The 25,346-nt window shown below is 54.3% G+C and carries 24 protein-coding genes and 3 pseudogenes; 12 read left to right on the top strand and 15 right to left on the bottom strand.

Annotation, left to right across the window (positions count from 1 at the left end; translation table 11 throughout):
• Positions 1 to 16 precede the first annotated feature (16 nt).
• Complete coding sequence (locus RAC65_RS05535) at positions 17 to 586, top strand: molecular chaperone (protein ID WP_375096472.1); 570 nt, start codon at positions 17 to 19, stop codon at positions 584 to 586.
• Position 587: 1 nt separating this feature from the next.
• Here the strand turns inward: RAC65_RS05535 and RAC65_RS05530 are convergent.
• Together RAC65_RS05530 and RAC65_RS05525 are read right to left on the bottom strand one after the other, a co-directional pair.
• A pseudogene (locus tag RAC65_RS05530) lies at positions 588 to 1,951 on the bottom strand (CoA transferase).
• 47 nt (positions 1,952 to 1,998) lie between these two features.
• Positions 1,999 to 2,883: a DMT family transporter gene (locus tag RAC65_RS05525; RefSeq protein ID WP_375096471.1), complete on the bottom strand. Its 885-nt coding sequence runs from the start codon at positions 2,881 to 2,883 to the stop codon at positions 1,999 to 2,001.
• Positions 2,884 to 3,059: 176 nt separating this feature from the next.
• Between RAC65_RS05525 and RAC65_RS05520 the strand changes: the two genes are divergently transcribed.
• A complete protein-coding gene (locus RAC65_RS05520; protein WP_375096470.1) occupies positions 3,060 to 3,782 on the top strand; it encodes a glutamine amidotransferase in 723 nt (240 codons plus the stop codon).
• Here RAC65_RS05520 and RAC65_RS05515 read toward each other — a convergent pair.
• Positions 3,770 to 4,333, bottom strand: a complete 564-nt coding sequence (locus RAC65_RS05515; RefSeq protein WP_039340985.1) for a class I SAM-dependent methyltransferase — start codon at positions 4,331 to 4,333, stop codon at positions 3,770 to 3,772. The genes RAC65_RS05520 and RAC65_RS05515 overlap by 13 nt on opposite strands.
• A gap of 234 nt (positions 4,334 to 4,567) precedes the next feature.
• Between RAC65_RS05515 and RAC65_RS05510 the strand changes: the two genes are divergently transcribed.
• The 3 genes from RAC65_RS05510 (at position 4,568) to RAC65_RS05500 (ending at position 8,125) form a co-directional block, all read left to right on the top strand.
• Complete coding sequence (locus RAC65_RS05510) at positions 4,568 to 6,088, top strand: aldehyde dehydrogenase family protein (protein WP_375096469.1); 1,521 nt, start codon at positions 4,568 to 4,570, stop codon at positions 6,086 to 6,088.
• A gap of 174 nt (positions 6,089 to 6,262) precedes the next feature.
• Complete coding sequence (locus tag RAC65_RS05505) at positions 6,263 to 6,451, top strand: hypothetical protein (protein ID WP_205954458.1); 189 nt, start codon at positions 6,263 to 6,265, stop codon at positions 6,449 to 6,451.
• 465 nt (positions 6,452 to 6,916) lie between these two features.
• On the top strand, positions 6,917 to 8,125 hold the full coding sequence (locus tag RAC65_RS05500) for a cupin domain-containing protein (RefSeq protein ID WP_375096468.1): 1,209 nt from the start codon (positions 6,917 to 6,919) through the stop codon (positions 8,123 to 8,125).
• Positions 8,126 to 8,167: 42 nt separating this feature from the next.
• On the opposite strand, the gene RAC65_RS05495 is transcribed toward RAC65_RS05500, so the two are convergent.
• The 5 genes from RAC65_RS05495 to licT form a co-directional block, all read right to left on the bottom strand.
• Complete coding sequence (locus tag RAC65_RS05495) at positions 8,168 to 8,860, bottom strand: DUF4440 domain-containing protein (protein ID WP_375096467.1); 693 nt, start codon at positions 8,858 to 8,860, stop codon at positions 8,168 to 8,170.
• 51 nt (positions 8,861 to 8,911) lie between these two features.
• Positions 8,912 to 9,862, bottom strand: a complete 951-nt coding sequence (locus tag RAC65_RS05490; protein ID WP_375096466.1) for an alpha/beta hydrolase — start codon at positions 9,860 to 9,862, stop codon at positions 8,912 to 8,914.
• 127 nt (positions 9,863 to 9,989) lie between these two features.
• Positions 9,990 to 11,462, bottom strand: a complete 1,473-nt coding sequence (locus tag RAC65_RS05485) for a glycoside hydrolase family 1 protein (RefSeq protein WP_164483154.1) — start codon at positions 11,460 to 11,462, stop codon at positions 9,990 to 9,992.
• A gap of 10 nt (positions 11,463 to 11,472) precedes the next feature.
• Positions 11,473 to 13,293: a beta-glucoside-specific PTS transporter subunit IIABC gene (locus RAC65_RS05480; RefSeq protein ID WP_375096599.1), complete on the bottom strand. Its 1,821-nt coding sequence runs from the start codon at positions 13,291 to 13,293 to the stop codon at positions 11,473 to 11,475.
• 150 nt (positions 13,294 to 13,443) lie between these two features.
• Positions 13,444 to 14,298, bottom strand: a complete 855-nt coding sequence (gene licT, locus RAC65_RS05475) for a BglG family transcription antiterminator LicT (protein WP_375096465.1) — start codon at positions 14,296 to 14,298, stop codon at positions 13,444 to 13,446.
• Between the two features lie 530 nt (positions 14,299 to 14,828).
• On the opposite strand from licT, the gene RAC65_RS05470 reads away from it, so the two are divergent.
• Positions 14,829 to 15,518: a DJ-1/PfpI family protein gene (locus RAC65_RS05470; RefSeq protein WP_375096464.1), complete on the top strand. Its 690-nt coding sequence runs from the start codon at positions 14,829 to 14,831 to the stop codon at positions 15,516 to 15,518.
• 182 nt (positions 15,519 to 15,700) lie between these two features.
• On the opposite strand, the gene RAC65_RS05465 is transcribed toward RAC65_RS05470, so the two are convergent.
• Positions 15,701 to 16,246 (bottom strand): AAA family ATPase, encoded by a 546-nt coding sequence (locus RAC65_RS05465; RefSeq protein WP_263752175.1) that lies wholly within the window; start codon positions 16,244 to 16,246, stop codon positions 15,701 to 15,703.
• A 188-nt stretch (positions 16,247 to 16,434) separates the two neighbouring features.
• Here RAC65_RS05465 and RAC65_RS05460 point away from each other — a divergent pair.
• A pseudogene (locus RAC65_RS05460) lies at positions 16,435 to 16,524 on the top strand (methyl-accepting chemotaxis protein); the annotation flags it as partial.
• Positions 16,525 to 16,768: 244 nt separating this feature from the next.
• Positions 16,769 to 17,290, top strand: a complete 522-nt coding sequence (locus RAC65_RS05455; RefSeq protein WP_324021027.1) for a hypothetical protein — start codon at positions 16,769 to 16,771, stop codon at positions 17,288 to 17,290.
• 89 nt (positions 17,291 to 17,379) lie between these two features.
• Here the strand turns inward: RAC65_RS05455 and RAC65_RS05450 are convergent.
• Positions 17,380 to 17,770: pseudogene (locus tag RAC65_RS05450) on the bottom strand (methyl-accepting chemotaxis protein); the annotation flags it as partial.
• Positions 17,771 to 18,444: 674 nt separating this feature from the next.
• Here RAC65_RS05450 and RAC65_RS05445 point away from each other — a divergent pair.
• The 3 genes from RAC65_RS05445 (at position 18,445) to arsC (ending at position 20,650) form a co-directional block, all read left to right on the top strand.
• Positions 18,445 to 18,798 (top strand): metalloregulator ArsR/SmtB family transcription factor, encoded by a 354-nt coding sequence (locus RAC65_RS05445; protein ID WP_185199981.1) that lies wholly within the window; start codon positions 18,445 to 18,447, stop codon positions 18,796 to 18,798.
• 90 nt (positions 18,799 to 18,888) lie between these two features.
• Entirely contained in the window at positions 18,889 to 20,178 is a 1,290-nt protein-coding gene (locus RAC65_RS05440) for an arsenic transporter (protein WP_375096463.1), read from the top strand.
• Positions 20,179 to 20,221: 43 nt separating this feature from the next.
• The gene (gene arsC, locus RAC65_RS05435; RefSeq protein WP_375096462.1) at positions 20,222 to 20,650 is read left to right on the top strand and encodes a glutaredoxin-dependent arsenate reductase; all 429 of its coding nucleotides are present in this window, start codon (positions 20,222 to 20,224) and stop codon (positions 20,648 to 20,650) included.
• Positions 20,651 to 20,716: 66 nt separating this feature from the next.
• On the opposite strand, the gene arsH is transcribed toward arsC, so the two are convergent.
• From arsH to RAC65_RS05415, 4 genes are read right to left on the bottom strand one after another with little or no spacing between them, the layout of a single operon-like run.
• Positions 20,717 to 21,430, bottom strand: a complete 714-nt coding sequence (gene arsH / locus RAC65_RS05430; protein ID WP_375096461.1) for an arsenical resistance protein ArsH — start codon at positions 21,428 to 21,430, stop codon at positions 20,717 to 20,719.
• Positions 21,431 to 21,435: 5 nt separating this feature from the next.
• Positions 21,436 to 21,768, bottom strand: coding sequence for an ArsR/SmtB family transcription factor (locus RAC65_RS05425; RefSeq protein ID WP_375096460.1), 333 nt, complete (start codon positions 21,766 to 21,768; stop codon positions 21,436 to 21,438).
• Between the two features lie 48 nt (positions 21,769 to 21,816).
• Positions 21,817 to 22,998, bottom strand: a complete 1,182-nt coding sequence (locus RAC65_RS05420; RefSeq protein ID WP_375096598.1) for an MFS transporter — start codon at positions 22,996 to 22,998, stop codon at positions 21,817 to 21,819.
• Positions 22,999 to 23,039: 41 nt separating this feature from the next.
• On the bottom strand, positions 23,040 to 23,567 hold the full coding sequence (locus RAC65_RS05415) for a GNAT family N-acetyltransferase (RefSeq protein ID WP_058702411.1): 528 nt from the start codon (positions 23,565 to 23,567) through the stop codon (positions 23,040 to 23,042).
• A 98-nt stretch (positions 23,568 to 23,665) separates the two neighbouring features.
• Here RAC65_RS05415 and RAC65_RS05410 point away from each other — a divergent pair, with 98 nt between their 5' ends.
• The gene (locus RAC65_RS05410; RefSeq protein ID WP_375096459.1) at positions 23,666 to 24,571 is read left to right on the top strand and encodes a LysR family transcriptional regulator; all 906 of its coding nucleotides are present in this window, start codon (positions 23,666 to 23,668) and stop codon (positions 24,569 to 24,571) included.
• 145 nt (positions 24,572 to 24,716) lie between these two features.
• Here the strand turns inward: RAC65_RS05410 and RAC65_RS05405 are convergent, their stop codons facing one another.
• A complete protein-coding gene (locus RAC65_RS05405; protein WP_014606774.1) occupies positions 24,717 to 25,235 on the bottom strand; it encodes a GNAT family N-acetyltransferase in 519 nt (172 codons plus the stop codon).
• Positions 25,236 to 25,346: the final 111 nt, after the last annotated feature.

Raw genomic sequence — 25,346 nt, 5'->3', positions numbered from 1 at the left:
CAAGGAATTCTGACTCATGAATGAGTTTTCCATTCTGTGCCGCATTATCGGCTCGCTGTTTAACCGCCATCCGCAGGATCCCCTGCTGGCACCGCTGTTTACGCTGATTCGCGAAGGCAAACTGGCGGCGCAGTGGCCGCTGGAGCAGGATGCGCTGTTGAAACGGTTACAGCAGAGCAGCGATCCGCAGGCACTGACTGCCGACTATGAGGCGCTGTTTGTTAGCGAATCATGTAACGTTTCGCCCTTTGCCTCACACTGGCCGGAAGGAAAGCCGGAGTCCGAGATCCGCGCCTTTTTAACCTCGCGCGGTATGCCTCTGGGTGAAGCACCGACGGACCATTTTGGCGCGCTGTTGCTGGCGGCGTCATGGCTGGAAGATCAGTCTGCGGCAGACGAAAGCGCCGCTCAACTGGCGCTGTTTGATACGTTTCTGATGCCGTGGTGCGGCGCATTCCTGGGCAAAGTCGAGGCGCATGCCACTACCGCCTTTTACCGCACCCTGGCCGAGCTGAGCCGTGAAGCGATTCAGGCCATGTACGATGAGCTGGTGGAAAGCGCCAGCGAGCAGGGCGACGACGCCTGATTTACCACGTCGCCGGATGGCTGCCGGGTGGGCAGCCGGGCGTGGCACACTTCAGGGCGGTGCCGGGCAGCCATGCGGCGGAGTGCAGACGTACGCCGATTCCCCACGGTGTCAGTTCCAGGCTGGGCTGATTGTCGCTGTGCTGCGGGATGATCCCCGAATGGGCCATGTCGCTGGCGTAACGGTGCTGCTCCAGCAGCCAGGCGGTGCGCGCCAGCGAGAGGCGCGTCTGACTTCCGCTGCCTTCATGAAGGCAGCGGAAGTCAGACCGGCCAGCACGGCCGCCGCTATCAGGTAACCCGTGGCATGATCCAGCGCCTGAACCGGCAGAGGCACCGGTGCAGTATGTTGCTTCCAGCGCATGCCCTGTTCGGCAATACCGCAACCCATCTGCACCAGACTGTCGAAACCGCGCCGGTTGCGCCAGGGGCCCTGCCAGCCCCAGGCATTCAGGCCCACGTCCACCAGGCCGGGACACAGGCTTTGCAGCGATTCCGCATCAAATCCCAGCTTTTCCAGCGCATCGGCACGGTAACCGTGCACAAGCACATCGGCCTGTTTCAGCAACCAGATAAACTGCGCACGGTCAGCGGGCTGTTTCAGGTCCAGCACGGCGCGGCGCTTGCCGCAGGCAAGCTCCTCATCCGCGCCCGGCTCCTGCCAGCCGGGTGGATCGATACGCAACACATTTGCCCCCAGGCTGGCGAGAAAGCGCGTGGCCACCGGGCCCGCGATGATGCGCGTCAGATCCAGCACCCTGATGCCCAGTAACGGACGCGCGTCGGGCAACGCCCAGTCGACCGCAGGGCCTTCGGTCATGGTCTGCCGGGCAAACAACGGTTCATGTATGACGGCCAGTCCCTGCGGGTGCTGTCGCCAGGCTTCAGCACTGCGCATTTCGGCAGCGCAACCGCCAGCGTCAATCACGGCCTGCTCCAGCTCGGTAGCCTGCCACTGCGCCACTTCCCGCGCCAGCGCATCCCGATCCGGATGCTGACCCAGCACGCTCTCCATCGCCAGGCGATGGTGGGGCGCATTGGTATGCAGACGGATCCAGCCGTTGCGGCAGGCGTAATCGCCCGCGAAGGCATCCCACAGTGCGGGTGCAGGGCGGTTAAGCGGCATAAAACTGTGCTGGAACCAGCGTGAGGCAAGGCGGACATTGATCTGTGCACGGACAGGACGATTGAGTAATTCAGCGATGCCCTGCGTCGCTAATCCCAGACTGGTGGCCGCCAGTTCACTGACGGCATAGGCGGAGGAAAAGGTCGCGTGATCGGTGAAAACGGGCAGCGCGTGTGGCGCAGGGTTGCCATGCAATCCTTGCCACATCTGCTGCCAGAGTGCGTTGGCCAGATGATTCATGCTACAGGCTCCTGAAGCGGACGATTCCTGAAGCATAGCATGTGCCTTTAACGACGTCGTAAGCGCGGAAACCGGGCGTGCATGCGCAGATTACGCAGGTTGATTACCGCAATGGTAGTGCCGAGGATCACCAACGAGGCACCAATAATTTTGAAACTGTTCAGGCTGTCGCCCAGCACTACAATGCCCATGATCACTGCCAGCACCGGTGTCAGCTGGGAGTAGGGCATAATCAGGTTCACGTTGTATTTCTTCAGCAGTGAATACCACAAGGTATAGGCGACTACCGAAGAGGCAATCGCACTGTAGAGAATGGCAAACCAGCCGCGCCAGCCCGCATGTTGCAGGGCATAAAGCTGATGTGATTCGGACATATAGCTGGCCGCGCCGACAATGGGCAACGCCAGAAACGCGATCCAGCCCGTCATGGTCAGCGGCTTAATCGGGGGCGATTTTTTCACAATCAGATTGCTCACCGCCCAGCCCGTGGCGCTGCACAGCAGGATACAGAGCACCCACCAGGCGGGGATCGTCGGGCTGCCGGACAGCACCACTACACCGCTCAGCGAAATCATAATGCCGATAAGCTGGATAAGCCGCAGCTTCTCTTTCAGGAATACCATCGCCAGCAGCATCGCAATCGGCGTGCCCAGTTGCACCACAATCGCTCCTGTTCCGGCATCGGTGTAACGCATGCCGAGAAACAGCAGCGAGAAGTGCATAAAGCCAAACGTAAAGGCCAGCAGTAACAGCCAGGGAAACTGTTGACGGTTAATCCGGCAAAACGGTACCAGGACAATCGCCACGACGAAAAACCGCATCCAGGTCAGGAACAGGGGCGGTAAATCCACTAAGCCCCATTTCACCGCCACGTTATTAAAGGCCCAGATGGACACGACCATCAGAACCGTAAAGAAATGCCGCACTGCCACAATGTCATCCTTTGAAAAAACACGTTACCCGATAATCATGGCATGAACCCGCGCGGTTAAGACAATGATTAACGTTTTTTTTATTTAGTTAACTCTAAAAATTCATAAGACTTTTACAACAGTTGCTGTCAGACTGATTTTCCGAAACGTTAACGCCTGTGAGGATCCGATTCGGTATGACTTATGCACCTGCCTTGCCGCTTGCCCTGATTCAGTTAGATGTTCCTCCTGCCAGTGTGGTCGAAAAAATCGGTGAACAACCGGTCTGGTTTATTGATGCTCTGAATTTACAGCCTGAAGATTACCTTATCGTCCGTCCGCATCTGGGTGAGCCGTTGCCGCAGTTTACTGAAATCTCCGGCGCGGTATTAAGCGGTTCGTGGGCAATGGTGACTGACCATGAGGAGTGGAGCGAACGCACCGCCGCCTGGGTTCGCGCGGGGATGGACGCGCAGTTGCCACTACTGGGCGTGTGTTACGGGCATCAGCTCATGGCGTATGCGCTGGGAGGTAAAGTCGCGGACAACCCTCATGGCTGGGAACGGGGATTACTGGCGCTGAACACGACGACCGCGGCGAAGCACGATCCCCTGCTTGCGACCCTGCCGGAACACTTCGAGGCCTGGCTTTCTCATCGTCAGTCGGTGGTGATACCGCCGGCGCAGTCGACGATTCTGGCACAGTCAGAAAAAGATCCCTGCCAGGTATTGCGCTATTCGCCGAATGCGCTGTCCATGCAGTTCCATCCCGAATTTGATCGCCAGATTATGGATGCCTGTCTGCCCGACGATGTAGACAGCGATGGCGCCGAACTGCATGGGGCGGACTGGGCACGCAGCATTTTAACCCATTTCTGGCTGCAAACGCGCCCGGCGGTCGACAGCGCTCAGGGCGCATAGTGACGGGTGCAGCGGTAAACCCAGGCGGGCGGCACGTTTTTTAAAACCCGCTGACGTTCCCAGGTAAAGTAACGGGACAAATCGGGCTGGGTCAGGGATGTGTACTGAAACTGTACAAAGACGCCGTTGGGGCCCAGCGCGTGGAAAACCGCCTGTAAAATCGCCTCGCGCAGTTCCGGCGACAGCGACAGAAGCGGAAGGCCAGAAAAAATAGCGTCATAGCTGCCGTTCAGGTACTCCGCCGAACAGGTGCGTACCGTCATGCGTTCATCATCCAGCGCGTTAAGCTTTTGTGCCAGCGCGCTGCTGATTTCAAATACGTCCAGTGTGGCCTCAGGTGCCATCTTTGCCAGCAGGCGACGCGTCAGCACACCATCGCCTGCGCCTAACTCAGCGATCCGGAATTGATGACGCCAGTCGACCGCTTCCACCATGGTGCGACACAGCGCTTCGGAAGACGGGGTGATGCTGCCCATCTTGCGCGGATTGCGGATGAACTGGTGGACAAAATCTGCTTTTGCGCGCATTAACGTGAAAGCCGAAGCCAACATGCTGACCTACCTCCAGAGTGAACATATCCTCATATTGACCTCACTCGCGCCGAAAGTTTCCAGTTAACAGACGAAGCGGTAAAAAGTCGGAATTATCTGTAGTGGCTCTGGCGGGTATTTCCTTCGCCGCGGTCACAGTTTAGGGACAACAAACCTGTCAGGCTGGCGCTGATCGAATATGTTAACAACAAGTTTCATAGTTGTTTCACATCACACAGCGTAAGGAGATCCAGCATGCGTTATGCCGCTCCAGGAGAACAGGGTTCTCTCATCACTTTGCAGAAGCACTACGGCAATTTCATCAACGGCGAGTTCGTCGCCCCGGTAAACGGTAACTATTTTACCAATACGTCCCCCGTTAACGGCTCAGCCGCGGGCGAGTTTCCCCGATCGGACAAGGCCGATGTCGATAAGGCCGTGGCGGCCGCCGCCGCAGCCGCTGACGCATGGGGCAAAACCTCACCTCAGCAACGTGCGCTGGTACTGTTAAAAATTGCTGACAGCCTGGAAGAAAATCTGGAATACATGGCGGTCAATGAAACTTGGGATAACGGTAAGCCGGTGCGGGAAACGCTGGCTGCGGATATGCCGCTGGCGGTGGATCATTTCCGTTATTTCGCCGGTTGCGTCAGGGCGCAGGAGGGCAGCGCAGCTGAAATCGACGAGTTTACCGCCGCCTATCACTTCCACGAGCCACTGGGCGTGGTGGCGCAGATTATTCCGTGGAACTTCCCGCTGCTGATGGCGGCCTGGAAGCTGGCACCGGCACTGGGTGCGGGCAACTGCGTGGTGCTTAAACCGGCAGAACAAACGCCGCTGTCGATCACGCTGTTTGTTGAACTGATTCAAGATCTGCTGCCGCCCGGTGTGGTGAACGTGGTTCACGGCTACGGAAAAGAAGCCGGTGAGGCGCTGGCCTCGCATCCCGGTATTGCCAAGGTGGCCTTTACCGGATCGACGGCGACGGGCGGACACATTCTGGAGCTGGCGGCGAAAAGCCTGATCCCGTCTACCGTTGAGCTGGGCGGTAAATCACCTAACATCTTCTTCGAAGACATTATGCAGGCCGAAGAGAGCTTCATTGAAAAAGCGGCAGAGGGCGTAGTACTGGGCTTCCTGAATCAGGGCGAAGTCTGTACCTGCCCGTCGCGCGCGCTGGTGCAGGAATCCATCTATGAGCCCTTTATGGCGGCGGTGCTTAAACGTATCAAAACCATCAGACGCGGCGATCCGCTGGATACGGAGACCATGGTCGGTGCTCAGGCGTCACAGCAGCAGTTCGACAAAATACTCTCGTATCTGGAGATTGCCCGTCAGGAAGGGGCCGAAATCCTCACCGGCGGCGGCGTTGAAAAGCTCGATGATGCGCTCGCCAGCGGCTACTACATCCAGCCGACGCTGCTGAAAGGCAACAACAGCATGCGCGTCTTCCAGGAGGAGATCTTTGGGCCGGTCGTCGGCATCACCACCTTTAAAGACGAGGCAGAAGCCATCGCCATCGCCAATGATTCCATCTATGGGCTGGGCGCGGGCGTCTGGACGCGGGATATCAACCGCGCCTATCGGGTGGGCCGTGCGATCAAAGCCGGTCGCGTCTGGACTAACTGTTACCATCTCTATCCTGCCCATGCCGCCTTTGGCGGGTACAAGAAATCGGGCATTGGTCGTGAAACCCACAAGATGATGCTTGATCACTATCAGCAGACTAAAAACCTGCTGGTGAGTTACAGCATTCAGCCACTTGGCTTCTTCTGACCTGGAGCGGCGTGCCCTGTGCACGCCGCATTTTCCTCTGCTGGTTGTCATATAAGCGTAATCTGCTTGTGACAGGGTGATTAGCGGCTATTATCGATCCTTCGCAGTGATCATTTCGTGCCTGTGTTGACTGGATTACCTGCTTCACTATGGATAACTGAACAGAGACGATTTATGCAAAATGCTTACGACTATCTGAACCTGATGGATGAGGTGCTCGACGGACCGGAAGAGAGCATCATCATCGTTAATCTGCCTGAACGGCACAGCGCTTACCCGTCTTGTGCGCAACAACCTGATGCGCCTTTCTCCGCGCGCGCACCCCAACAGGCCGCCAGACCGTGTCGGGACGGCGTGTTCTGACAGGACCTTCACGTCGGGTCACGCAGGTTATGTCGGCCAGACGCCGCACTCGTCCGACTTATCTGCGCCCTGGTCAGGCGGTCAGGACACCACCGTCATGCTGGCCGCATAACCTGATCGCCCGTTATACAGTCAATTCAACTTATGCCTGCTCAGTCACCCGCCTGCGCCGGTGCACTCACTGGCCTGCACCTGTAACAAAGTGTGACCAAAAACGATACGAAGGCCGGACGCGAAACTTATCTTTTCGTGCCAGTTCTGGGGCATTATCAATAAGAAAACTTAACCATTCCTAAACCAGCGGCAAAGAGTTCGCACGCGTTGATAACTTCTGCGCCATACCTGTCTTGTGGTTGTCATCAAAATTTACATATCACTTAAATAAAATTTAACTTTCCCCGCTATACATTCCTTAGGACAGTGCATGTCGGTGACTTTATCAGCAAGGAACGAGGTAGTGTATTTATGAGTAAATTAACCCGAAGAAGTTTTATGGCTTTTGCGGCGGGCGGCACCGTCGCGCTGGCGGCCGGACAGGTGCACGCGCATGACAGCATCCAGTCTTTTTCCGGCGGGGGCCGCGATCCCGGCCCGCACGATCCGATCCGCGAAGCCGAAAACCCGGATATCGTGAATCCACCGGCGACGGACAGCGGCACGTTACCGAATCTGCGCTTTTCCTTCAGTGACGCGCACGTTCGTAAAAGCAGCGGTGGATGGACCCGCCAGGTCACTCAACGTGAGCTCGGCGTCTCCACCACGATTGCGGGCGTGGATATGCGCCTCAATGCCGGGGGCATTCGTGAGTTGCACTGGCATAAAGAGGGCGAATGGGCGTACATGACCTACGGCAACGCCCGCGTCACGGCGTTTGATACCGACGGCACCTGGTTCGTGGACGATATTGGCGTGGGTGATTTGTGGTATTTCCCGCCGGGCATTCCGCACTCTATTCAGGGCCTGGGGCCGGACGGCTGTGAGTTCCTGCTGGCCTTTGACAACGGTGGATTCGATGAAGACAGCACCTTCCTGCTGTCCGACTGGTTTAAACATATTCCGCCCGAGATCCTGGCGAAAAACTTTAAGGTCCCTGTCTCAACCTTTGCGAAATTACCGTCGCCGCAGGACGAATATATCTTTGCCGCACCGGTGCCCGGCAACCTGTCATCGGTGCAGGTACAAGGGGCAACCAAAGCCAAGCGCACCTTTACTCACCGTATGCTGGCGCAGGACCCGATCAAAGCGCCAGGCGGCACGGTCCGCATCACCGACTCTTCCACCTTTAAGGTCTCCAAAACCATTGCGGCGGCACTGGTCGAGATCGAACCCGGTGGCTTGCGTGAGCTGCACTGGCATCCAAACAACGATGAGTGGCAATACTATCTGGAAGGCGAAGGACGCATGGGCGTGTTTGGTTCATCCGGCCAGGCCAGAACCTTTGATTACCGGGCCGGAGATGTCGGCTATGTGCCGTTCGCCATGGGGCACTATGTGGAAAACACCGGCAAGAGGCCGCTGCGGTTCCTGGAGCTGTTCAAAAGCGATTATTACGCTGACATTTCACTGAATCAATGGCTGGCCGGTACGCCGCGCGACCTGGTGAAACAACATCTGCAACTGGACGATGCGTTTATGGATGCGCTGTCGTTGCAGAAAAACCCGGTAGTGAAATAGCCAGGCGGGCGCATCCGTCTTCAGGATGCGCCGGTATCCGCACTAAAAATCCGGTTCTGCTGCGGGGCTGGCCTGATGAAAAATCATCTGCCAGCCTTGCGTTGCGTGGTACACCCAATGGGACGACCGCCATGCGGCATGTCGGCCATCGGGTCTTGCGGTACGGTAAAGCAACAGGGCGTGATGTGTTCCTGTCTGTATCAGCTGAAAATCGCGGCTGACGATTGCCGGCGCATGCGCTTCAGCTTGTAAGGCTGCAATCGTCTGCGCGCGATTCACCCGCACGCCCGAGCGGGTAATTTCCTGAAATTCAGGATGCAGTCGCTGCGCCAGCCAGGCTGCATCGTAACGTTTTTCCTGATGCAGACTGCATTCCAGCGCCGTCAACGCGGCAAGCAGTGTCTGATAGCGTCCTGTCTCCGTCTCACAGGGGGCGGAGTGATGTAGCACTGCCACCTGTGAATCGAGCTGAATCGCGGGATAGTGCTCCTGCATGCCTGCCAGCAGTTCCGCATCGGGCCATTCCTCATCTTTGCCCAGATGCTGCGCGACGGATGACAGCGGCATCATGACAACCCGTTCAACAGTCACTATGACGCTGTCAGCAGGATCTTCGTGGTTGATATAACGCAGCGGACCGGGCGTAATGGCCTGTTCCTGCCAGCGTATCGTATGGCGTTTGTTGCCCGCCCGCACCGCTGTCATCAGGCGAGGCACAATGTGCAGCATTTGCATCACTTCACTCCGTGAGCCCTGGATGGACGTTAACCCTGGCCTGGCTGAGTATCAGGGCGCAAAGCGCGACAGCCAGATTTGGCGCAGTTCCCGGGCCTGCAACGATACTGCCGCCGTCTCACTGCCGTGGAAACCATGAAACGCGCCCGGCCAGACGTGCAACTCCACGGCAACCCCGGCGCGGATTAACCGTTGTGCATAGTCGAGGTTCTCATCCAGAAACAGGTCCAGCGTGCCCACGCCAATCCAGGCCGGGGGAAGTCCGCGCAGGTCTGTGGCGCGAGCGGGGGCCGCATAAGGCGAAACGGCTTCGCCACCGGGTGCTTCGCCCAGCAGCGCCGACCAGCCGATGCGGTTGTATTCCCGCGTCCAGACAAACTCGCCGGTCACGGGATTGGGACGGGTTTCGGTGACTGTGCGGTCATCCAGCATCGGGAACATCAGATTCTGAAAGGCCAGCGTGGGGCCATTCCGATCGCGGGTTAACAGCGCCAGTGAGGCCGCCAGCCCGGCACCGGCGCTGTCGCCCATAACACCGATACGTGCCGGATCGATGCCCAGCATCGCGGCTTCATTCACCATCCAGTTCAGCACCTGATAGCTGTCTTCCAGCGATCCCGGAAATACGGTTTCCGGTGACAGCCGATAGTCCACCGAGACCACCACATAGTTATGTCGCCGTGCCGTCGCGCTGGTCAGCGACAGGGACTGCTCCGGGCTGCCAAACAGATGACCGCCGCCATGAAGATGTAATATGCCCATGCGTTTACCGACGGCCGCAACGGGCGTGATCACACAGACTCTGACCGACGGATGGCCGGGAAACGCGATCAGGTGTTCATCAATGTTCAGCCCCTGGTCGCGGTACGACGGGACCTGCTTAAGCGCAGCATCCTGGCGCTGCTGGCGTAGCGCAATGATTGCGTCAGGCGTGAGTTCCAGCGGCGCGCTGTTAGCGAGCAGGGGACGTAGCTCGGGATCGACGAGATGCAGCGTGTTCAACTTAACCCTCTCTTCAGGTTGATGTGACAGCAACGTGTTTCTGCCAGATATGCATGGCAGCGGCTGAGATCAAAATGACCTGCTGACAGCGACTGCCAGCAGGTCACAGCAATGGCGTTCAACCGGCTTAATGACCTGTGTCTTCGCCATTAGAGGCTATCAGTTTTTTATACCAGTGATAGCTCTTTTTTAAGGTACGTTTCTGCGTGCCATTGCCCATATCGTCCTGATCCACGTAGATAAACCCATAACGTTTAGACATCTGCGCCGTACCTGCGCTCACCACGTCAATCGGTCCCCACCAGGTGTAGCCAAACAGGGGAACGCCATCCGCAATGGCCTCTTTCATTTGCGCGACGTGCTGGCGCAGGTAGTCAATGCGGTAATCGTCATCAATACTGCCATCGGCCTTGACGGTATCCACTGCGCCCAGGCCGTTTTCGGCAATAAAGAGCGGCTTTTGATAGCGATCATACAGCTGATTCAGTGCCAGTCGCAGGCCTTTGGGATCGATTTGCCAACCCCATTCACTGGTTTCCAGGTGTGGATTTCTGATGCCGCCGGTGATCAGATTGCCCTGCGCGCCGGTGAGTTTTTCAGGATGGGCGCTGACCGTGCTGGACATGTAATAGCTAAAGGAAACAAAGTCCACCGGATGTTGCCGAAGGATTTCATCGTCGCCCACGGCTTTAATCAGCTGTACGCCTTTTTCCGCCAGCATTCTTTCTGCATAAGCCGGATAGTAGCCGCGTGCCTGCACATCGCTAAAAAACAACGACACGCGCTGCATCTCTTCGCACGCCTGCACATCATCCGGATGGCAGGTGTGCGGATACAGGATTTGATAGCTGATCATACAGCCCACCTGCGCACCGGGAATAATGGCGTGGCAAGCCTTTGTCGCCAGCGCGCTGGCGACAAACTGATGATGGGCACCCTGGTATTTATCCTGTTCAATATGCGGGTGACCTTCTTCAATTACGCCAATGCTCACGTAAGGGTGATGCTTAACACAGTTGATCTCGTTGAACGTCATCCAGTATTTCACTTTTTTGCGATAGCGCATGAAAACTGTGGTGGCAAAACGCACATAGAAATCTACCAACTGGCGATTGGGCCAGCCGCCGTAATCCGTCACCAGCGCAAGCGGCATTTCGTAATGTGACAATGACACAATCGGTTCGATCCCGTGAGCGAGCAGAGCATCCAGCACTGCATCATAAAACTGCAGGCCCGCCTCGTTGGGTTCTGCTTCATCGCCGCGTGGAAAGATGCGCGTCCAGGCAATCGACATCCTGAAGCACCTGAATCCCATCCCGGCGAACAGCGCGATATCCTCTTTAAAGTGGGTGTAAAACCCGTTGCCTTTACGTTTGGGATAATATTTTTTGCTCTCCGGATTCTGTGCTTCCGCTACCTGCGCATGGGTCATGCTTAACCACTGATCCAGCCACTGGTCTTGCGGTGTGGATGCGTCAAAGGTGTACACATCCGATACGGACAGCCCTTTACCGCCGACATGCCAGGCGCCCTCAAGCTGATTCGCGGCCGTGGCACCGCCCCACAGAAAACCTTCGGGAAAAGAGGGTGAATACGTCATGCTTTGCTCCTTAAACCGCCGCAGCGGTGAGTGTCAGAAAAGCGTCACGGCAGGCGATATGTCCCCCGGCTTTTACCGGGCGAACCTCGCCATAGCGTTCGCAGTTGGTCACGATTACAATCACGCTCGGATCGATGCCTTCGGCCTCAAGCGCGTTCAGATCGAATGTGATCAGCAGATCGCCGGTGCGGATAAACTGGCCCGGCTGAATATGGCTGGTGAAATGGCGGCCGCCGAGTTTCACGGTATCGATGCCAATGTGGATCAGGATTTCCGCGCCAGTGTCACTTTTCAGCCCCAGCGCGTGGTGGGTTTCAAAGAGCGACTCGACGCGGCCATCAATGGGGGAGCGCAACTTGCCGCCGGTCGGGTAAATCGCCAGCCCTTTGCCAAAAATTTCATCGGCAAAAACCGGATCGTCTAAGGCGCTTAACGGAGTGATCTCACCGCTGACCGGCGCAAAAAGCCTTACGTGGTCCTGCGTATGATGACAGTGTGAGGAGGCTGTATTGTCCACGTTCTTCCGGGGCGCTTCCTCAAAACCCAGTATGACGGTCAGCAGGGCCGCACTGGAAAAGGCAATGACCAGACTCAGCAGTGCTGATAAGAAGGTGGGACCAACCAGGGCGGGAATGCCGGGCAGGCCGCTGAGTGCAAACGCATAGGTTTTTACGCCCATCGCCATCGCAAACGCACCACCACAGGCACCGCCAAGCAGAGCGGCGGCAAAGGGACGTTTGTAGCGAATGTTGATGCCGTACATCGCAGGCTCGGTGATGCCCATGGCAGCACTGAAGCTGGTGGTAAGCGCCAGCGATTTAAGCTTTTTATCCCGGGCCCGCAGAAAGACGCCAAACGCCGCACCGGCCTGACCAAGGTTGGCCACATAGAAAAGAATTTTAAACGGGTCGAATCCCAGATGGCTGATGTTGTGGATCATGACCGGCACCAGCACATAGTGCATACCGGTAATAATAATCAGCGACAACGTCCCGCCGACCACCACGCCCGCGATAATGCCCATGTTTTCGACCAGCCAGATAATGCCCCCGGTCAGCGCGTTACCGGCAAAAATCCCTAATGGCCCGATAGCGATCAGCGTCACCGGCGTGACGATAAGCAGGCTTAAAAGCGGAACAAACATGGTTTTGAGGGCGGCAGGGATAACGCGGTCAATCAGGCGCTCCACGTAACTCAACAGCCAGATTGATAGCAGGACCGGAATGACTGTCGAAGCATAGTTCACCGTGGGAACGGGTAAACCCAGAAAACGTATCGGCTCACCTGCGGTAAAGAGGGTTTGCAGGGCAGGGTGAAAGAGTGATGCCGCCAGCGCAACAGCGACATAAGGATTGGCACCAAAGCGTTTTGCCGCACTGAACGCCAGCGCCAGCGGCAAAAAATAGAACACGCCATCACTGATCGCCAGCAGGATCTGGTAGCTCTGGTTTTGTGTCTCCAGCCAGTGAAACGCCACCATTAGCGCCAGAATGCCCTTGAGAATCCCTGCACCCGCTATGGCCGGAATAATCGGTGAGAATATGCCGGACAACCCTTCAAGCACTGCGGAAACAGGGTTACAGCGCGAAGCAGGGCGGACAGAAGCTTCCTGAAGCGGAAGCTGACTGAGCAGCGCATCGCACAGTGGTTTGACATCATTACCGATGATGAGTTGAAACTGGTCGCCAGAAATATTAACCCCGATCACGCCATCCAGTGCTTCAAGCGCGTGACGGTCGGCTTTACTGTTATCTCTTAGTAAAAAACGCAGGCGGGTAATGCAGTGAAATAAAGACTGTACGTTATCTTTTCCGCCTATCAGGGGAATAATTTGCTGTGCGGTGTCCTAATAATTCATAAATCCCTCCAGACTGAAGTCGATATGACGTCATCCACAATGACCGGCATAAACCGGGTGGCATATTTTCTGGGGTTTGCCTGATTAAACAGTCACAAGCCGGTAAAGCAATTCAGTAATGCATTATGGGGTGTCAACATCATGCGCACTGCGCTGCACGATGTTTTCAATGTGTACCGTTAGATAGAGTTTTTCTGAGTGACTCATACTGTGGTGATAATGTTTTTTTACGAAGGTGCTGATGGCTTCTACGCACTCAAACGTTCGGGCATATCGCTGTTGTGCCAGCGTGAATAATTCCTCGTCGTCGTTATTTAATACTTCGCCATCAATGACCCGCTGCGCAAAGAATTTTAAATGGGTAATGAAGCGCTGGTAATTCAGACTGTGTTCATCGCGGGTCAGCGTAAAAAAGTATTTTACGATTTGTTGTAACTGACAGAGGAGTTGGGTGATTTTTGTGGTTTTGCCTAAGTTATCATTGAGCCCGGCATTCACGATATGCAGCGCAATACTGCAGGCTTCGCTGTCTGGTAGCACGGTGCCGGTGCGGGCCACTACCATGCCCAGTGCCTGGCGGCCAATCGCATATTCTGCGGTGTAAAAATGACGGACTTCCCATTCCAGTGGGTTGGCGAGCTGCGCGTTATTTTTATGCCGCTCCAGCGCAAAGTAGAGGTGATCGGCCAGCGTAACATACAGCCCTTCGCTTAGTTTATGCTTCAGCGTTTCATGCGCCAGGCTGACGATATCGGCGGTCAACTGGAGAATATTGATGGGAACTTCACTGACCAGATCTTTAAAGCGTGCAGAGATGCCTGAATCTTGCAGCCGAAATATCTTTTCTGCTTCGTGCAGATGAATACGGGCCCCGTTGCGTGTATTAAATCCCAGCCCCCGACCGGTTAAAATCACTTCAAGGCCGTTATCATCTACGGCACTGACCACATTATTATTCAGTATTTGTCTGACCAGCATCGCTCACTCCTGAAACACAATCGGGCAAAACATAAATACAGCGTTGAAGGGATTATCCCTCAGCCTGCATTCAGGTTTTGCCCGATAATCGGTAACAAGCGTGATGCCGGTTAATCCTGGCACCTGGAAAATTGATATTCAATATGAAATTGTGCAGTGAGTCATCTGGCGCGCTGATTTGTGATCCGCTTTACGAAAAGTAATAGATAAAGCCGTTACGTGATCGGGGGGAATGGGCGATGCCGGCGAGTTAGTGCGCTGGCAGGTGAGGGGCAGGGTATTAGGTAGCAGGCAGCTCGGGAATGAGAAGATACGTGATGGCTGTTAAAAAATGAACGTCTGCTATGAGCGAAGACCGGACGTTTTATCATTAGTCATTTTGGTTGGGACTGGTAATAAATTTCTTAACGCTACTGAAATACAGCAGGATTGAGCATGGTCTTCAGTAGGCACACTTCTATTCGTTAAACAAATGGTTGCCTTTGCTGAAGGAAAAGACATTATATCCTTTTAAGTTAAAAGGATTTTTGATGAGTGATTCTTTATGCACATCTATCGGACTGCTCCTGTTTCCGGCTCTTACTCAGCTTGATCTTACCGGCCCTTATGAAGTTTTCGTAAGAGCACCACATACCAAAGTTCATCTCATCTGGAAAAACCTGGACCTCGTGGTTTCTGATCGTGGTATGGCTATACAGCCAACAACCACATTCAACGCATGTCCCGAACTGGATGTAATTTGTGTCCCGGGTGGTCCAGGGCAGATAAATCTGATGGAGGACGAAGAAGTCCTTTCGTTTATCCGTACTCAAAGTAAACAAGCAAAGCTCGTAACTTCGGTATGCACTGGGTCGCTTGTTTTGGGCGCAGCAGGCCTTCTAAGGGGATACAAAGCAACTACACACTGGGCTTCTCTAGATCAGCTCGCTTTGTTAGGTGCAGAGCCAGTAAATGAGCGCATAGTTCGTGACCGCAACCGTATAACTGGCGCAGGTGTGACTGCAGGTATAGATTTTGCTCTCAACGTCGTGTCAGAAATTTACGGTAGTGATATCGCTCAGAATATTCAATTGCATATGGAATACGACCCCGCACCTCCCTTTACCTGTGGCTCACCCCGTTCAGCATCTGAAGAACAGCTGAAAAAAGCACAGGAACAGGCTGCGCCATTTATTGAAAAGAGGCGGCAGGCTACTTTAAAAGCAGCAGCCAGACTTTAGAAATAAGGGCATCACGGAAGAAGATTATTTCCCTCTTTATTTTCCAACGTCCGCTCCTGGCACAGAGCGAACGTTCTATGGAGGATGCCGGTGAAGCACAGAAATGGTGTACTGTTGCTGCCGTGTGCTTACATCGTTTTTTGGGGCCTGCAAAAGACGAAGCGTACTGCTGTGTATTACTTTCAGCGGAGTAATTCCAGTCCCCATTGCTGACAGCAGGCACTGATATCACGGGATGACTTCAGCATCACTTTTGGAAGAGTGCTGTGGCAGAAAAGCTCTCTGTGACGAAGCTGGTTTTTCGGCGCAGTCAGCGTGATGTATTTGAGCATTTCCCAGGTCACGCTGTCCTTTCCGGTATAAAGACCACCGATTCTGGGACTCGACGAATAGCACCGCTTTATATATCGCAGCAGTGCCAGAGGCATCGAAACATTCAGCAGTATCAGCCCAGTGGCACGCGCAAGTCGCTGTTGTAAGCACTTCGTGTAATTGCCATCCATCACCCATTTTTCCGTATTCACGGCTTCGGCATGTAATCGATGAAAATCTTCTGGTTTTCTGGGGATCCATTTTGTACCCAACTGGTGATGGAGTTGGTCCAGATGGATTAAAGGCAGAGATGTTTTGGCTGCTATCGCGCTGGCCAGCGTGGATTTACCACTGTTGGAGGGGCCCAAAATGCAGATGCGATGGCCGAGTTCTTCCAGTGACACTGATATATCCATAAATCACCCCCGATCACTCTTGTCCCATGTAAACCCGGCTATCTTAACATATCTATCTTATCTGCCCTCTCCTGAGACACTGGCGAACGGGGACTGAGCGGCTACCTCAACCCGGAATACAACGAAGACCGTTGACGCCGACAAGTCTCAGATGAATCACATGACCGAAACAATGCAGAGCATTCAGGAGCGCGCTGAAGGTACGGGATATTACGTCGGTGATTGAAAACATTGCCTTCCAAACCAATATCCTTGCGCTCAACGCCGCGGTCGAGGCAGGCGTATGAAGGCGCCTCCCTCAGCGTCAGGGGGCGTACCTGCCGATAATCAGGCCGACTATCTGAATCGATATCAGTCTTCCGTGCGCGAATTACTATAAAGAATGCCTTACACGCTATATTTCCGGAACCGGGCAGATTCAGATGCGACTGAAGAAGTGCCGGTTTATGCCGATATATTAGCTGCTTACACAATATTTACTGAACACTGGCGAAAATCATACATTAACCCATGCAGGACGATATGAAATCTAAAAGGCTGATACTGTTATGCCTGCTCTGTCTGGGACTGAATGGTTGCGCAAAAGTCCTACCTCTTAATTACACAAACTATGAGGGAATTGACGCTGCGACACTGTATGTCCTTAACAGTCAGGGAAACGTGGGCACTATCTATCTGGCATCTTATGTCTATAACAATAAAGACAGCTGCTACGACATGTCTGATCGTTACGAGCTCGACTCCAACTTCTTCAAAGCAAAAGGGAGCGTGATAACGGCCAGGATAAAACCCGGCGTTTTTTATTCCGTATCCCAGATCAGAAATGACGGGAGGTTTATTGAGAATACTGACTCTTCAGTCATTCCAGAGGCCGGGAAATCTTATTATGTATCTTCAGGCAGCCGTGCCGTTCAGGTTCCCGACAGCTTCAGACCAGACGCATCAGAGAGCCCTGATGAAGTTGTTAAAGTTTACGGAAATAATAAAGTGACTTACTGGAATGTAAAAAAAATCTGTTCCCGACCTTTCTGGAAGATTGGCTGAGGGATTATCACAGCCCTGAGATAACCCCGTACTGTGCGAATCACTATCAGCTTTCTGCCGGCTCCGCTAAAATAGCAGAGCCGGTACATTCATTTCAGACGCGAAACGCCTCCACCATACCCCGCAGGGGGGTGAGCCTGCTCTGAGAGTGAACGGGAGACCGGGGACGCCTCCTCAACCAGCGCCGCGTTGTTCTGCGTCAGGCCGTCCATCTGGCTCACGGCCACGCTGACCTGCGAAATCCCCTGCATCTGCTCCGACGAGGCCAGGGCGAGGATGTCTATGAACTCAGCCAGTTCGCCGACCATGCCCATTATCTTCAGGATGCTCTGGCTGGTTCCCGTAGCGCTCTCCACGCCGCTTTCCACCTGGGCAACGGCCTGCTCAATCAGGCGCTTGATGTCTTTCGCGGCCACGGCGCTGCCCCAGCGTCCGCACCTCTCCGGCCACCACCGCGAAGCCGCGACCCTTTTCGCCGGCACCACTGGTATATGGCGAAAGAACGTGAAACGTCGGTGGGCAGGCTTAGTCGGGAGGAGATTGCATAACTCAGAGAGGAGTGGCATTCGCTAAATACTGAATTTATCAGTAAAGAATATGCGTTTCACCAGAATCTGTCTCAGCTCGCAAGGCCGGTAATCACGCAGCTACAGACGACCCTGAACGCTGCGCCAGACTTTTAATGGTGATGGATAAAAAGGAAGCTGCACGGCGAATGAGTCTGGGTGCCGCCATGTTCAGAAGCCGGGCCAGGCTGAAAATGTCATCTGACTGGCCCTAAGAGAGGGCGTGCAGGGAAAGTACGGAATTGTAGGTTGATAGACTACAGGGTCGGTGAAAAAACCGTATCCCTGGAAGTCAGTCAGGTATGTTTCTCACCCTCGGACCGGGACATCAGGCAGTAATTCAGGTTGCTCAATTTAACAACGTAAACCCGATGAACGTCCGCTTCTGGCACAAGGTGGACGAACGGCGCTAAAGGTCCGCTATGAGCGAAAAGCGGACCTTGAACGATTACAACTTATTTATCGACGTACTCTATATCTGACCTGCAAGATAAAAAACCACCAAAAATATATGTTTTACCGAATGTATAGTTGCTCGCTACACCCTACTTAGCGATACTGCTCACTGTTTGTTAAACAGGAGTTGTAATGCTTCAGCTTAATCCTCTACAGCTTTTCAAAACGCTTTCTGACGAAACACGGCTCAGTCTGGTGCTGTTGCTGCGGGAAAAGGGAGAACTTTGCGTCTGCGAACTCACATCTACTCTCAGAGAATCTCAGCCCAAAATTTCTCGTCATCTTGCATTACTTCGGGACGCCGGTCTGCTTATCGACAGGCGTGATGGCAAGTGGATTCATTACCGGCTGTCACCTCATATGCCCGCTTGGGCGGCAGCTGTAATTGAACAGGCTTATCTGTGCCAGCGGGATGACATCCTGCAGCTCAGCCAGCAGGCTGAGCGGGACAATGTAACCACCAACGGCAAGCCAATCTGCATTTAAATTTTTTAATTATTCATATGCGTTTTAACGTATGTGTATCTTTAAGTTCTCTGCGCCAGGTCTGACAGGTGCAGTATTAAAGGAGAGTATATGTTTCTGGCGGGTGCGATTTTTGTTCTGACGCTGGTACTGGTTATCTGGCAGCCGAAAGGACTGAGTATTGGCTGGAGTGCCGTTATCGGGGCCGCTCTGGCGCTACTGACCGGCGTGGTGCATATCGGTGATATTCCTGCGGTATGGCAGATTGTCTGGAATGCGACGGCCACGTTTATCGCGGTCATCATCATCAGCCTGCTGTTAGATGAGTCCGGCTTTTTTGAGTGGGCAGCACTCCATGTTTCCCGCTGGGGAGGCGGCAGAGGAAGGCTGCTGTTCACCTATATTATTTTGCTGGGCGCGGCAGTGGCATCGCTGTTCGCCAATGACGGCGCGGCGCTTATCCTGACGCCAATCGTTATTGCCATGCTCCTGGCGCTGGGCTTCAGTCCGGCTGCCACGCTGGCATTTGTAATGGCAGCGGGCTTTATCGCGGACACTTCCAGCCTGCCGCTGATCGTGTCGAACCTGGTCAACATCGTCACGGCGGACTTCTTTAAGCTGGGCTTCAGTGAGTATGCTTCCGTCATGGTGCCGGTGAATATTGCTTCCGTGGTGGCTACCCTGGTGATGCTGCATCTGTTTTTCCGCAAAGAGATCCCGGCAACCTATGACCTGGTGAAGCTGAAAGCGCCAGCGGAAGCTATACGCGACATGCGCACCTTTCGGGCCGGATGGTTTATTTTACTTCTGCTGCTGGTCGGATTTTTCGGCCTTGAGCCCCTTGGAGTACCGGTCAGCCTGGTAGCAGCGGTTGGGGCGTTTGTTCTCTGGCTGGTTGCCCAAAAAGGACAGGTTATCGACACCCGCAAGGTGCTGAAAGGTGCGCCCTGGCAGATAGTCATTTTCTCGCTGGGCATGTACCTCGTGGTATATGGCCTGCGTAACGCCGGCCTGACAGATTACCTCTCTGCTGCTTTGAACCGTTTTGCTGAGCACGGCGTCTGGGGCGCCACACTTGGCACCGGCTTCCTGACTGCGGCACTCTCTTCCGTAATGAACAACATGCCTACCGTGCTGATTGGCGCGCTTTCGATTGACGGCAGCACGGCTCTGGGCGTGGTGAAAGAGGCAATGGTATACGCCAACATCATCGGCTGCGATCTCGGCCCGAAAATCACACCCATCGGCAGCCTGGCGACACTGCTGTGGCTGCATGTGCTGGCTCAGAAAAACATCACCATCAGCTGGGGCTACTACTTCCGCGTGGGCATTGTGATGACCCTGCCGGTACTTTTTGTGACGCTGGCGGCGCTGGCCCTGCGCCTGTCTTTTCAACCTTAACCCCGGGGCTGCGTCTGTGCAGCTCCTTAACGGAGTACCGTTTATGACTGATATCACTATTTATCACAATCCGGCCTGCGGAACGTCCCGTAATACTCTGGCGCTTATCCGTAACAGTGGCGTGGAGCCAACAGTGATTTTGTATCTGGAGATGCCACCATCCCGCGACGAGCTTAAAAAGCTGATAGCTGATATGGGTGTTAGCGCACGCGCCCTGCTGCGCAAAAATACAGAGCCGTATGAGCAGCTGGAGCTGGCAGAAGACCGGTTCAACGATGATGAACTGCTGAATGCGATGCTGGCTCACCCTATCCTCATCAACCGCCCCGTGGTTGTGACGCCGCTCGGCACAAGACTCTGTCGTCCGTCTGAAGCGGTTCTGGACATTCTGCCTGACCCGCAGCAGGGAGCATTTACGAAAGAGGACGGCGAAAAAGTCATTGATGAACACGGAAACCGGATCAGCCACTAATTTTTTCAGTGTGCTGCCGGCAGGAAGGGAGACGCAAAAACAGAAGCCGGCAGATGCCGGCTTTTTTCATATACTGCGCTGATTAACCCGCTCAGAGAGCTGCGCGGCACTTTCTTTCCTTTCGCTGTAGCGATCGGTCAGGTACTCACTGCGCCCGCGCGTCAACAGAGTGAACTTCATCAGCTCCTCCATTACGTCCACGATGCGATCGTAGTAAGGCGAAGGCTTCATGCGACCATCTTCATCAAATTCAGCCCAGGCTTTTGCCACGGATGACTGATTCGGGATAGTAATCATACGCATCCAGCGCCCCAGAATGCGCATCTGATTAACTGCGTTGAAAGACTGCGAGCCGCCGCTGACCTGCATGACGGCCAGGGTTTTTCCCTGCGACGGGCGAACCGCACCTGACGTCAGCGGTATCCAGTCAATCTGCGCCTTCATGATGCCGGTCATAGCGCCGTGACGCTCTGGGGAGCACCAGATCATGCTTTCCGACCAGAGAACCAGTTCACGCAGTTCCACAACTTTGGGATGCGTTTCAGGGGCATCATCAGGCAGTGGCAGACCGGACAGATTAAAAATTTTGACCTCTGCACCCATTGCCGTCAGCAGCCGGGCAGCTTCTTCCGTCGTCAGCCGGCTATAAGATCGTTCCCGCAGCGAGCCGTAGAGCATCAGAATGCGGGGCGGGTGCGCCACTTCTGCAGCCCTCAGCTTATCTTCCGTCAGCGGCACGTCCAGGAGTGAAGTATCAACATTTTTCAGAGTATCGTTCATGTCATTCACAATGAGGTCTCTTCGTGAGTCGTCGCGGGTGACAGGCTGCAGCTACTGCCTGCGCAGCATTCTTCTGTAAGAAAGGCCATCAGTTGTTCAAGCTGCGTATAGGAAGGTCTGCAAAACAAGGTACGGCTCTGCCGTTCCTGGCTGATCAGGCCCGCGGACATCAGCGCCGAAATATGATGACTGAGCGTGGAGGGCGGAATACCGAGGCGCTTCTGCAGAACACCGACTGGCAGGCCGTCATGACCCGCTCTCACCAGCTCCCGGTATACGCTAAGACGGGTCGGGTGCCCCAGCTCCCGAAGCGCATTTGCTGCTGTTTTTAAATCCATACGCCCTCCTTGAACTATATTTCCAGAATAATAGAAATATAATCAGCGTCAAATATTTTTCCCCGGAATGGATGGCTCGCCCTTATCCCGGTTCGGTCCAGCAGAGGAAGGATGACGACGCCAGATCACTATGGAAATCGCCGTGATGAACAGGGTAAGGATGGCAGATAAAAGCAGCGTGCCGGGTGTGCCGTATTGCTCCAGCAGTATGGCGTAAACTGACGGCGCGAGCGCCGCGAGCAAAAAAGCGGGTGACAGCAGTAAGCCTGTTTTACGGGCATACTGCTGCGGATCAAACAGCAAAAGAGGCAGGACGGCCTTAATGACCGTACTCAGTCCGTTTACAGCCCCGTAACTCAGAATAAAGATGGCTGTAGCCACCGGGGTAACATTCCCTGCAAGGCCAACCAGAAAGCATAATGGCAGAATAATGCCGGTAAACAGGCTCAGACGGATCGCTGAAGTACGTGCACCGGAAGCCACGTCCAGCAGTCTGGCGCTCACCTGTCCCACCCCCCACAACATACCCGCTACGGCGGGCATACCATAAGCGGCCAGTATCTGAGGAAAATGAGCGGACACGCCGGTGGAAACAAAGCTTATCAGCGCTATCAGCGTGGCGTACCACAGGCCGCTGATGAAGGCTTTCCGGTCTTCTGCTGGTCCGATCGCCTGAAGAGCGGGCTGCCCGGCAACGGGAGGTTGACGCCGATAACCTGCCGGAACGGTGGTCAAAAAAAGCAGGCTGACAATGCCTGCACAGCCGTAAACGATAATGGCATGCCGCCAGTCGGTAAAGTGCAGTAGCGCAGCGCCAGCAGGCCAGAACGCGACTGACGCGAGACCACCCAGCAGTGTGACCAGGGTGATTGCCCGGCGGGCCTCTGCGCCTGCAATTTCTACAAGCAGCGCAAATGCGGCATCATACAGGGCAAGTCGCATGCCAGCTCCCATCAGGAGCCAGACGGCAACCCACGATGTTGTTGAATGGGTAAAAGCCATCAGAAAACAACCGAGGACTATGACGAAGGTTCCCACCATCATCACCGTACGCCCGCCGGTACGTGCTATAAGGGGGCCGGTAAGTGGCGAGACAAGCCCCATAACAAGCATGGCAATAGTCAGCCCGGAGAATGTCACAACTGGTGACCGGCCTGTCTCCGACATGATGGCGGTCCCGAAGACCCCCGGCATATAGAATGTGATACCCCAGTTGATTAGCTGCGTCATGCCAATGCAGAAAATGGTGCGGCCTGTCAGATGCCCGTCAGTCAACCCGTGCTCTCCGGAAATGTGGCGTCGCCCTGCCCGAGCGTACGCTGCATGATGACCGTATCAAGCCAGCGTCCGTGCTTGAAGCCCACAGATCTGAGCGTTCCTGTAATGCTGAAGCCTGCCGCGCGATGCAGGGCAAGAGAGGCGCTATTTTCGCTGTTTCCAACTACGGCCACGAGCTGGCGAAAGCTACGGTCCTCTGCCCATGTGACCGCACTCAATAACAACTTTTTTCCGATCCCCTGGCCCTGAAAGTTGGGGGCAATATATACAGAATTCTCTAGGGTGAATCTGTAGGCACACCGTTCCCGGTAGAGTGACAGGTAGCAGTATCCGCGGACATTGCCGTCCTCAACAGCCACAAACCAGGGCAGTCCTGCTGCACGCACCTTTTTCAGGCGGGCTGTCATTTCAGCCGGATCCGGCGGTTCAGTTTCAAAAGTGGCGGTGCCATGCAATACGTGATAAGCATAAATCTGCTGGATGGCAGGAATATGTCGTTCATCTGCTTCGGTTATTTCCATCGGTACGGCTCCTTCTGCGGTCATAAGCAGAGACTAACCGGAATGAATAATTTCAGACAGGCAGCAGGACTTATCAGCGGCATAAGGAAAATTTTGGCATGGCAAACCTGAACCTCGATCACCTGGCTACTTTCAGACTGGTCGTCAGCCGGGGCAGTTTCTCCGGAGCGGCTGAAGCACTTGGTCTGTCGCAGCCGGCAGTGAGCCTGCATATAAGACAACTGGAGCAGGCGCTTCAGGTCCGGCTTATTGAGCGAACCAGCCGGGGAGTAAGGCCCACGCCAGCCGGGCTGACTCTCGTTGAGCACAGCATGAAAATTGATGCAGTGGTAAGTACAGCAGTTGAATCGGTGTGCCAGCATTCTGATGAGATAACCGGCACTGTTACTGTTGGCACAGGCGCAACGGCCTGTATTCATTTACTTCCCCCCTTACTACAGCAACTGCGGCAGGCCCATCCCCTGCTGAAGGTGGACGTACGCACAGGTAACACTTCCGATATAGTGCGGGGCGTGGAGGAAAATCGTATAGATATTGGCCTGGTGACTCTGCCAGCTGCAGGTAAAAACCTGAGCATCATCCCGCTGGGTACGGATGAGTTTGTTGTCATCATGGAAAAGGATGCATCAGAGCCGAGTGCGAAAATATGGAATCCGGGCGCTTTGCTGCCGCTGCCGCTGATTATCTTTGAACCGGGAAGCGGGACACGCGCCCTGATTGACCAGTGGTTCCGGGAGACGGGACATATTGCCTGCCCGGTCATGGAGCTTGGCAGTATCGAAGCTATTAAAAGAATGGTCCGTGCCGGTCTTGGCTACAGCATTGTTCCCAGAATGTCCGTTGCATGCATTGAGGAAAGATCGGGGCTCGATCTTTACTCTGTGACGCCCTCTCTTCACCGGACTCTCGGGACAGTCATGCGGGAAGACCGGATTGTAAGCAGAGGTATCAATGAAGTGCTGAAAAACCTAAACAGCAGTTTTGCAAAAAACGAAATCAAATAAATATTCTTCGATATCTAAACCGGACAGGTCTACTCTCTCCGGCAAAGTATCACTACAGCTTTTACCAGCTACCAATGTCCGCTTTTGGCACTAAGCGGACGTTCCGTAGACCCGCTAAAAATTACATTTATGGTTTAATTAATTATTAGCGTACAAGCATGCGTACTTGCTTACCGCGATAGGTAACATAATCTTGAAACTGGAAACCAAAGCGCTCAGCCAGATGATTTGAACGTTTATTTTCTTCGTCAATAATGCAGCACAATGGGGAGGATAATGTCTGATCGGCCCATAGTAAAACTGCGGCCAGTGCTTCAGACGCATAACCTTTGCCTTGAACTTCAGGAATTAATGTCCATCCAGCTTCAGGGTATTTTAACTGAGGTGTGATATCACGATGAACATCCTGGAAACCAAACGAACCAGCATAACGGCCTGTAGTTTTCTCAAACACCGCCCAGTAGCCATACCCTAACGCTTGCCAGTGTCCGATATAACGTAATAAGCGGCTCCAAACACTTTCTGTCGTTGGTTTCTCACCGCCATTAATTTTAATCATTTCAGGCGTGCTCCAGCACGCCATAAGCGCTGGAAAATCGTCGAGCGTAAATTGCTTTAAAATTAGTCGTTCTGTCTCAAGTCGAGGCGCATCCTGAAATGTCATCACTTCTCCTGGTGTTAGCATATTTAAAGCGACTGCTTTACCAAAATGCACAATTCTTCTTTCAGGGACAATAAAATTTTGCCAATGCCCGCTTCTGGCACAATGCAGACC

Source organism: Pantoea sp. BS_8, from assembly GCF_041954965.1.
In the GTDB taxonomy this organism is placed as follows: domain Bacteria; phylum Pseudomonadota; class Gammaproteobacteria; order Enterobacterales; family Enterobacteriaceae; genus Pantoea; species Pantoea stewartii.
This window is presented reverse-complemented; position numbering and strand designations above follow the sequence as displayed.

Excerpts from the sequence above, each read along its gene's own strand:
- RAC65_RS05535 (WP_375096472.1), top strand. The coding sequence starts at position 17 with ATGAATGAGTTTTCCATTCTGTGCCGCATTATCGGCTCGCTGTTTAAC.
- RAC65_RS05500 (WP_375096468.1), top strand. The coding sequence starts at position 6,917 with ATGAGTAAATTAACCCGAAGAAGTTTTATGGCTTTTGCGGCGGGCGGC.
- RAC65_RS05410 (WP_375096459.1), top strand. The coding sequence starts at position 23,666 with ATGGCAAACCTGAACCTCGATCACCTGGCTACTTTCAGACTGGTCGTC.
- arsH (WP_375096461.1), bottom strand. The coding sequence starts at position 21,430 with ATGAACGATACTCTGAAAAATGTTGATACTTCACTCCTGGACGTGCCG.
- RAC65_RS05425 (WP_375096460.1), bottom strand. The coding sequence starts at position 21,768 with ATGGATTTAAAAACAGCAGCAAATGCGCTTCGGGAGCTGGGGCACCCG.
- RAC65_RS05415 (WP_058702411.1), bottom strand. The coding sequence starts at position 23,567 with ATGGAAATAACCGAAGCAGATGAACGACATATTCCTGCCATCCAGCAG.
- RAC65_RS05445 (WP_185199981.1), top strand. The coding sequence starts at position 18,445 with ATGCTTCAGCTTAATCCTCTACAGCTTTTCAAAACGCTTTCTGACGAA.
- RAC65_RS05465 (WP_263752175.1), bottom strand. The coding sequence starts at position 16,246 with ATGGATATATCAGTGTCACTGGAAGAACTCGGCCATCGCATCTGCATT.
- RAC65_RS05455 (WP_324021027.1), top strand. The coding sequence starts at position 16,769 with ATGAAATCTAAAAGGCTGATACTGTTATGCCTGCTCTGTCTGGGACTG.
- RAC65_RS05510 (WP_375096469.1), top strand. The coding sequence starts at position 4,568 with ATGCGTTATGCCGCTCCAGGAGAACAGGGTTCTCTCATCACTTTGCAG.
- licT (WP_375096465.1), bottom strand. The coding sequence starts at position 14,298 with ATGCTGGTCAGACAAATACTGAATAATAATGTGGTCAGTGCCGTAGAT.
- RAC65_RS05440 (WP_375096463.1), top strand. The coding sequence starts at position 18,889 with ATGTTTCTGGCGGGTGCGATTTTTGTTCTGACGCTGGTACTGGTTATC.
- RAC65_RS05505 (WP_205954458.1), top strand. The coding sequence starts at position 6,263 with ATGCAAAATGCTTACGACTATCTGAACCTGATGGATGAGGTGCTCGAC.
- RAC65_RS05405 (WP_014606774.1), bottom strand. The coding sequence starts at position 25,235 with ATGACATTTCAGGATGCGCCTCGACTTGAGACAGAACGACTAATTTTA.
- RAC65_RS05485 (WP_164483154.1), bottom strand. The coding sequence starts at position 11,462 with ATGACGTATTCACCCTCTTTTCCCGAAGGTTTTCTGTGGGGCGGTGCC.
- RAC65_RS05495 (WP_375096467.1), bottom strand. The coding sequence starts at position 8,860 with ATGCAAATGCTGCACATTGTGCCTCGCCTGATGACAGCGGTGCGGGCG.
- RAC65_RS05520 (WP_375096470.1), top strand. The coding sequence starts at position 3,060 with ATGACTTATGCACCTGCCTTGCCGCTTGCCCTGATTCAGTTAGATGTT.
- arsC (WP_375096462.1), top strand. The coding sequence starts at position 20,222 with ATGACTGATATCACTATTTATCACAATCCGGCCTGCGGAACGTCCCGT.
- RAC65_RS05515 (WP_039340985.1), bottom strand. The coding sequence starts at position 4,333 with ATGTTGGCTTCGGCTTTCACGTTAATGCGCGCAAAAGCAGATTTTGTC.
- RAC65_RS05420 (WP_375096598.1), bottom strand. The coding sequence starts at position 22,998 with ATGACGCAGCTAATCAACTGGGGTATCACATTCTATATGCCGGGGGTC.
- RAC65_RS05470 (WP_375096464.1), top strand. The coding sequence starts at position 14,829 with ATGAGTGATTCTTTATGCACATCTATCGGACTGCTCCTGTTTCCGGCT.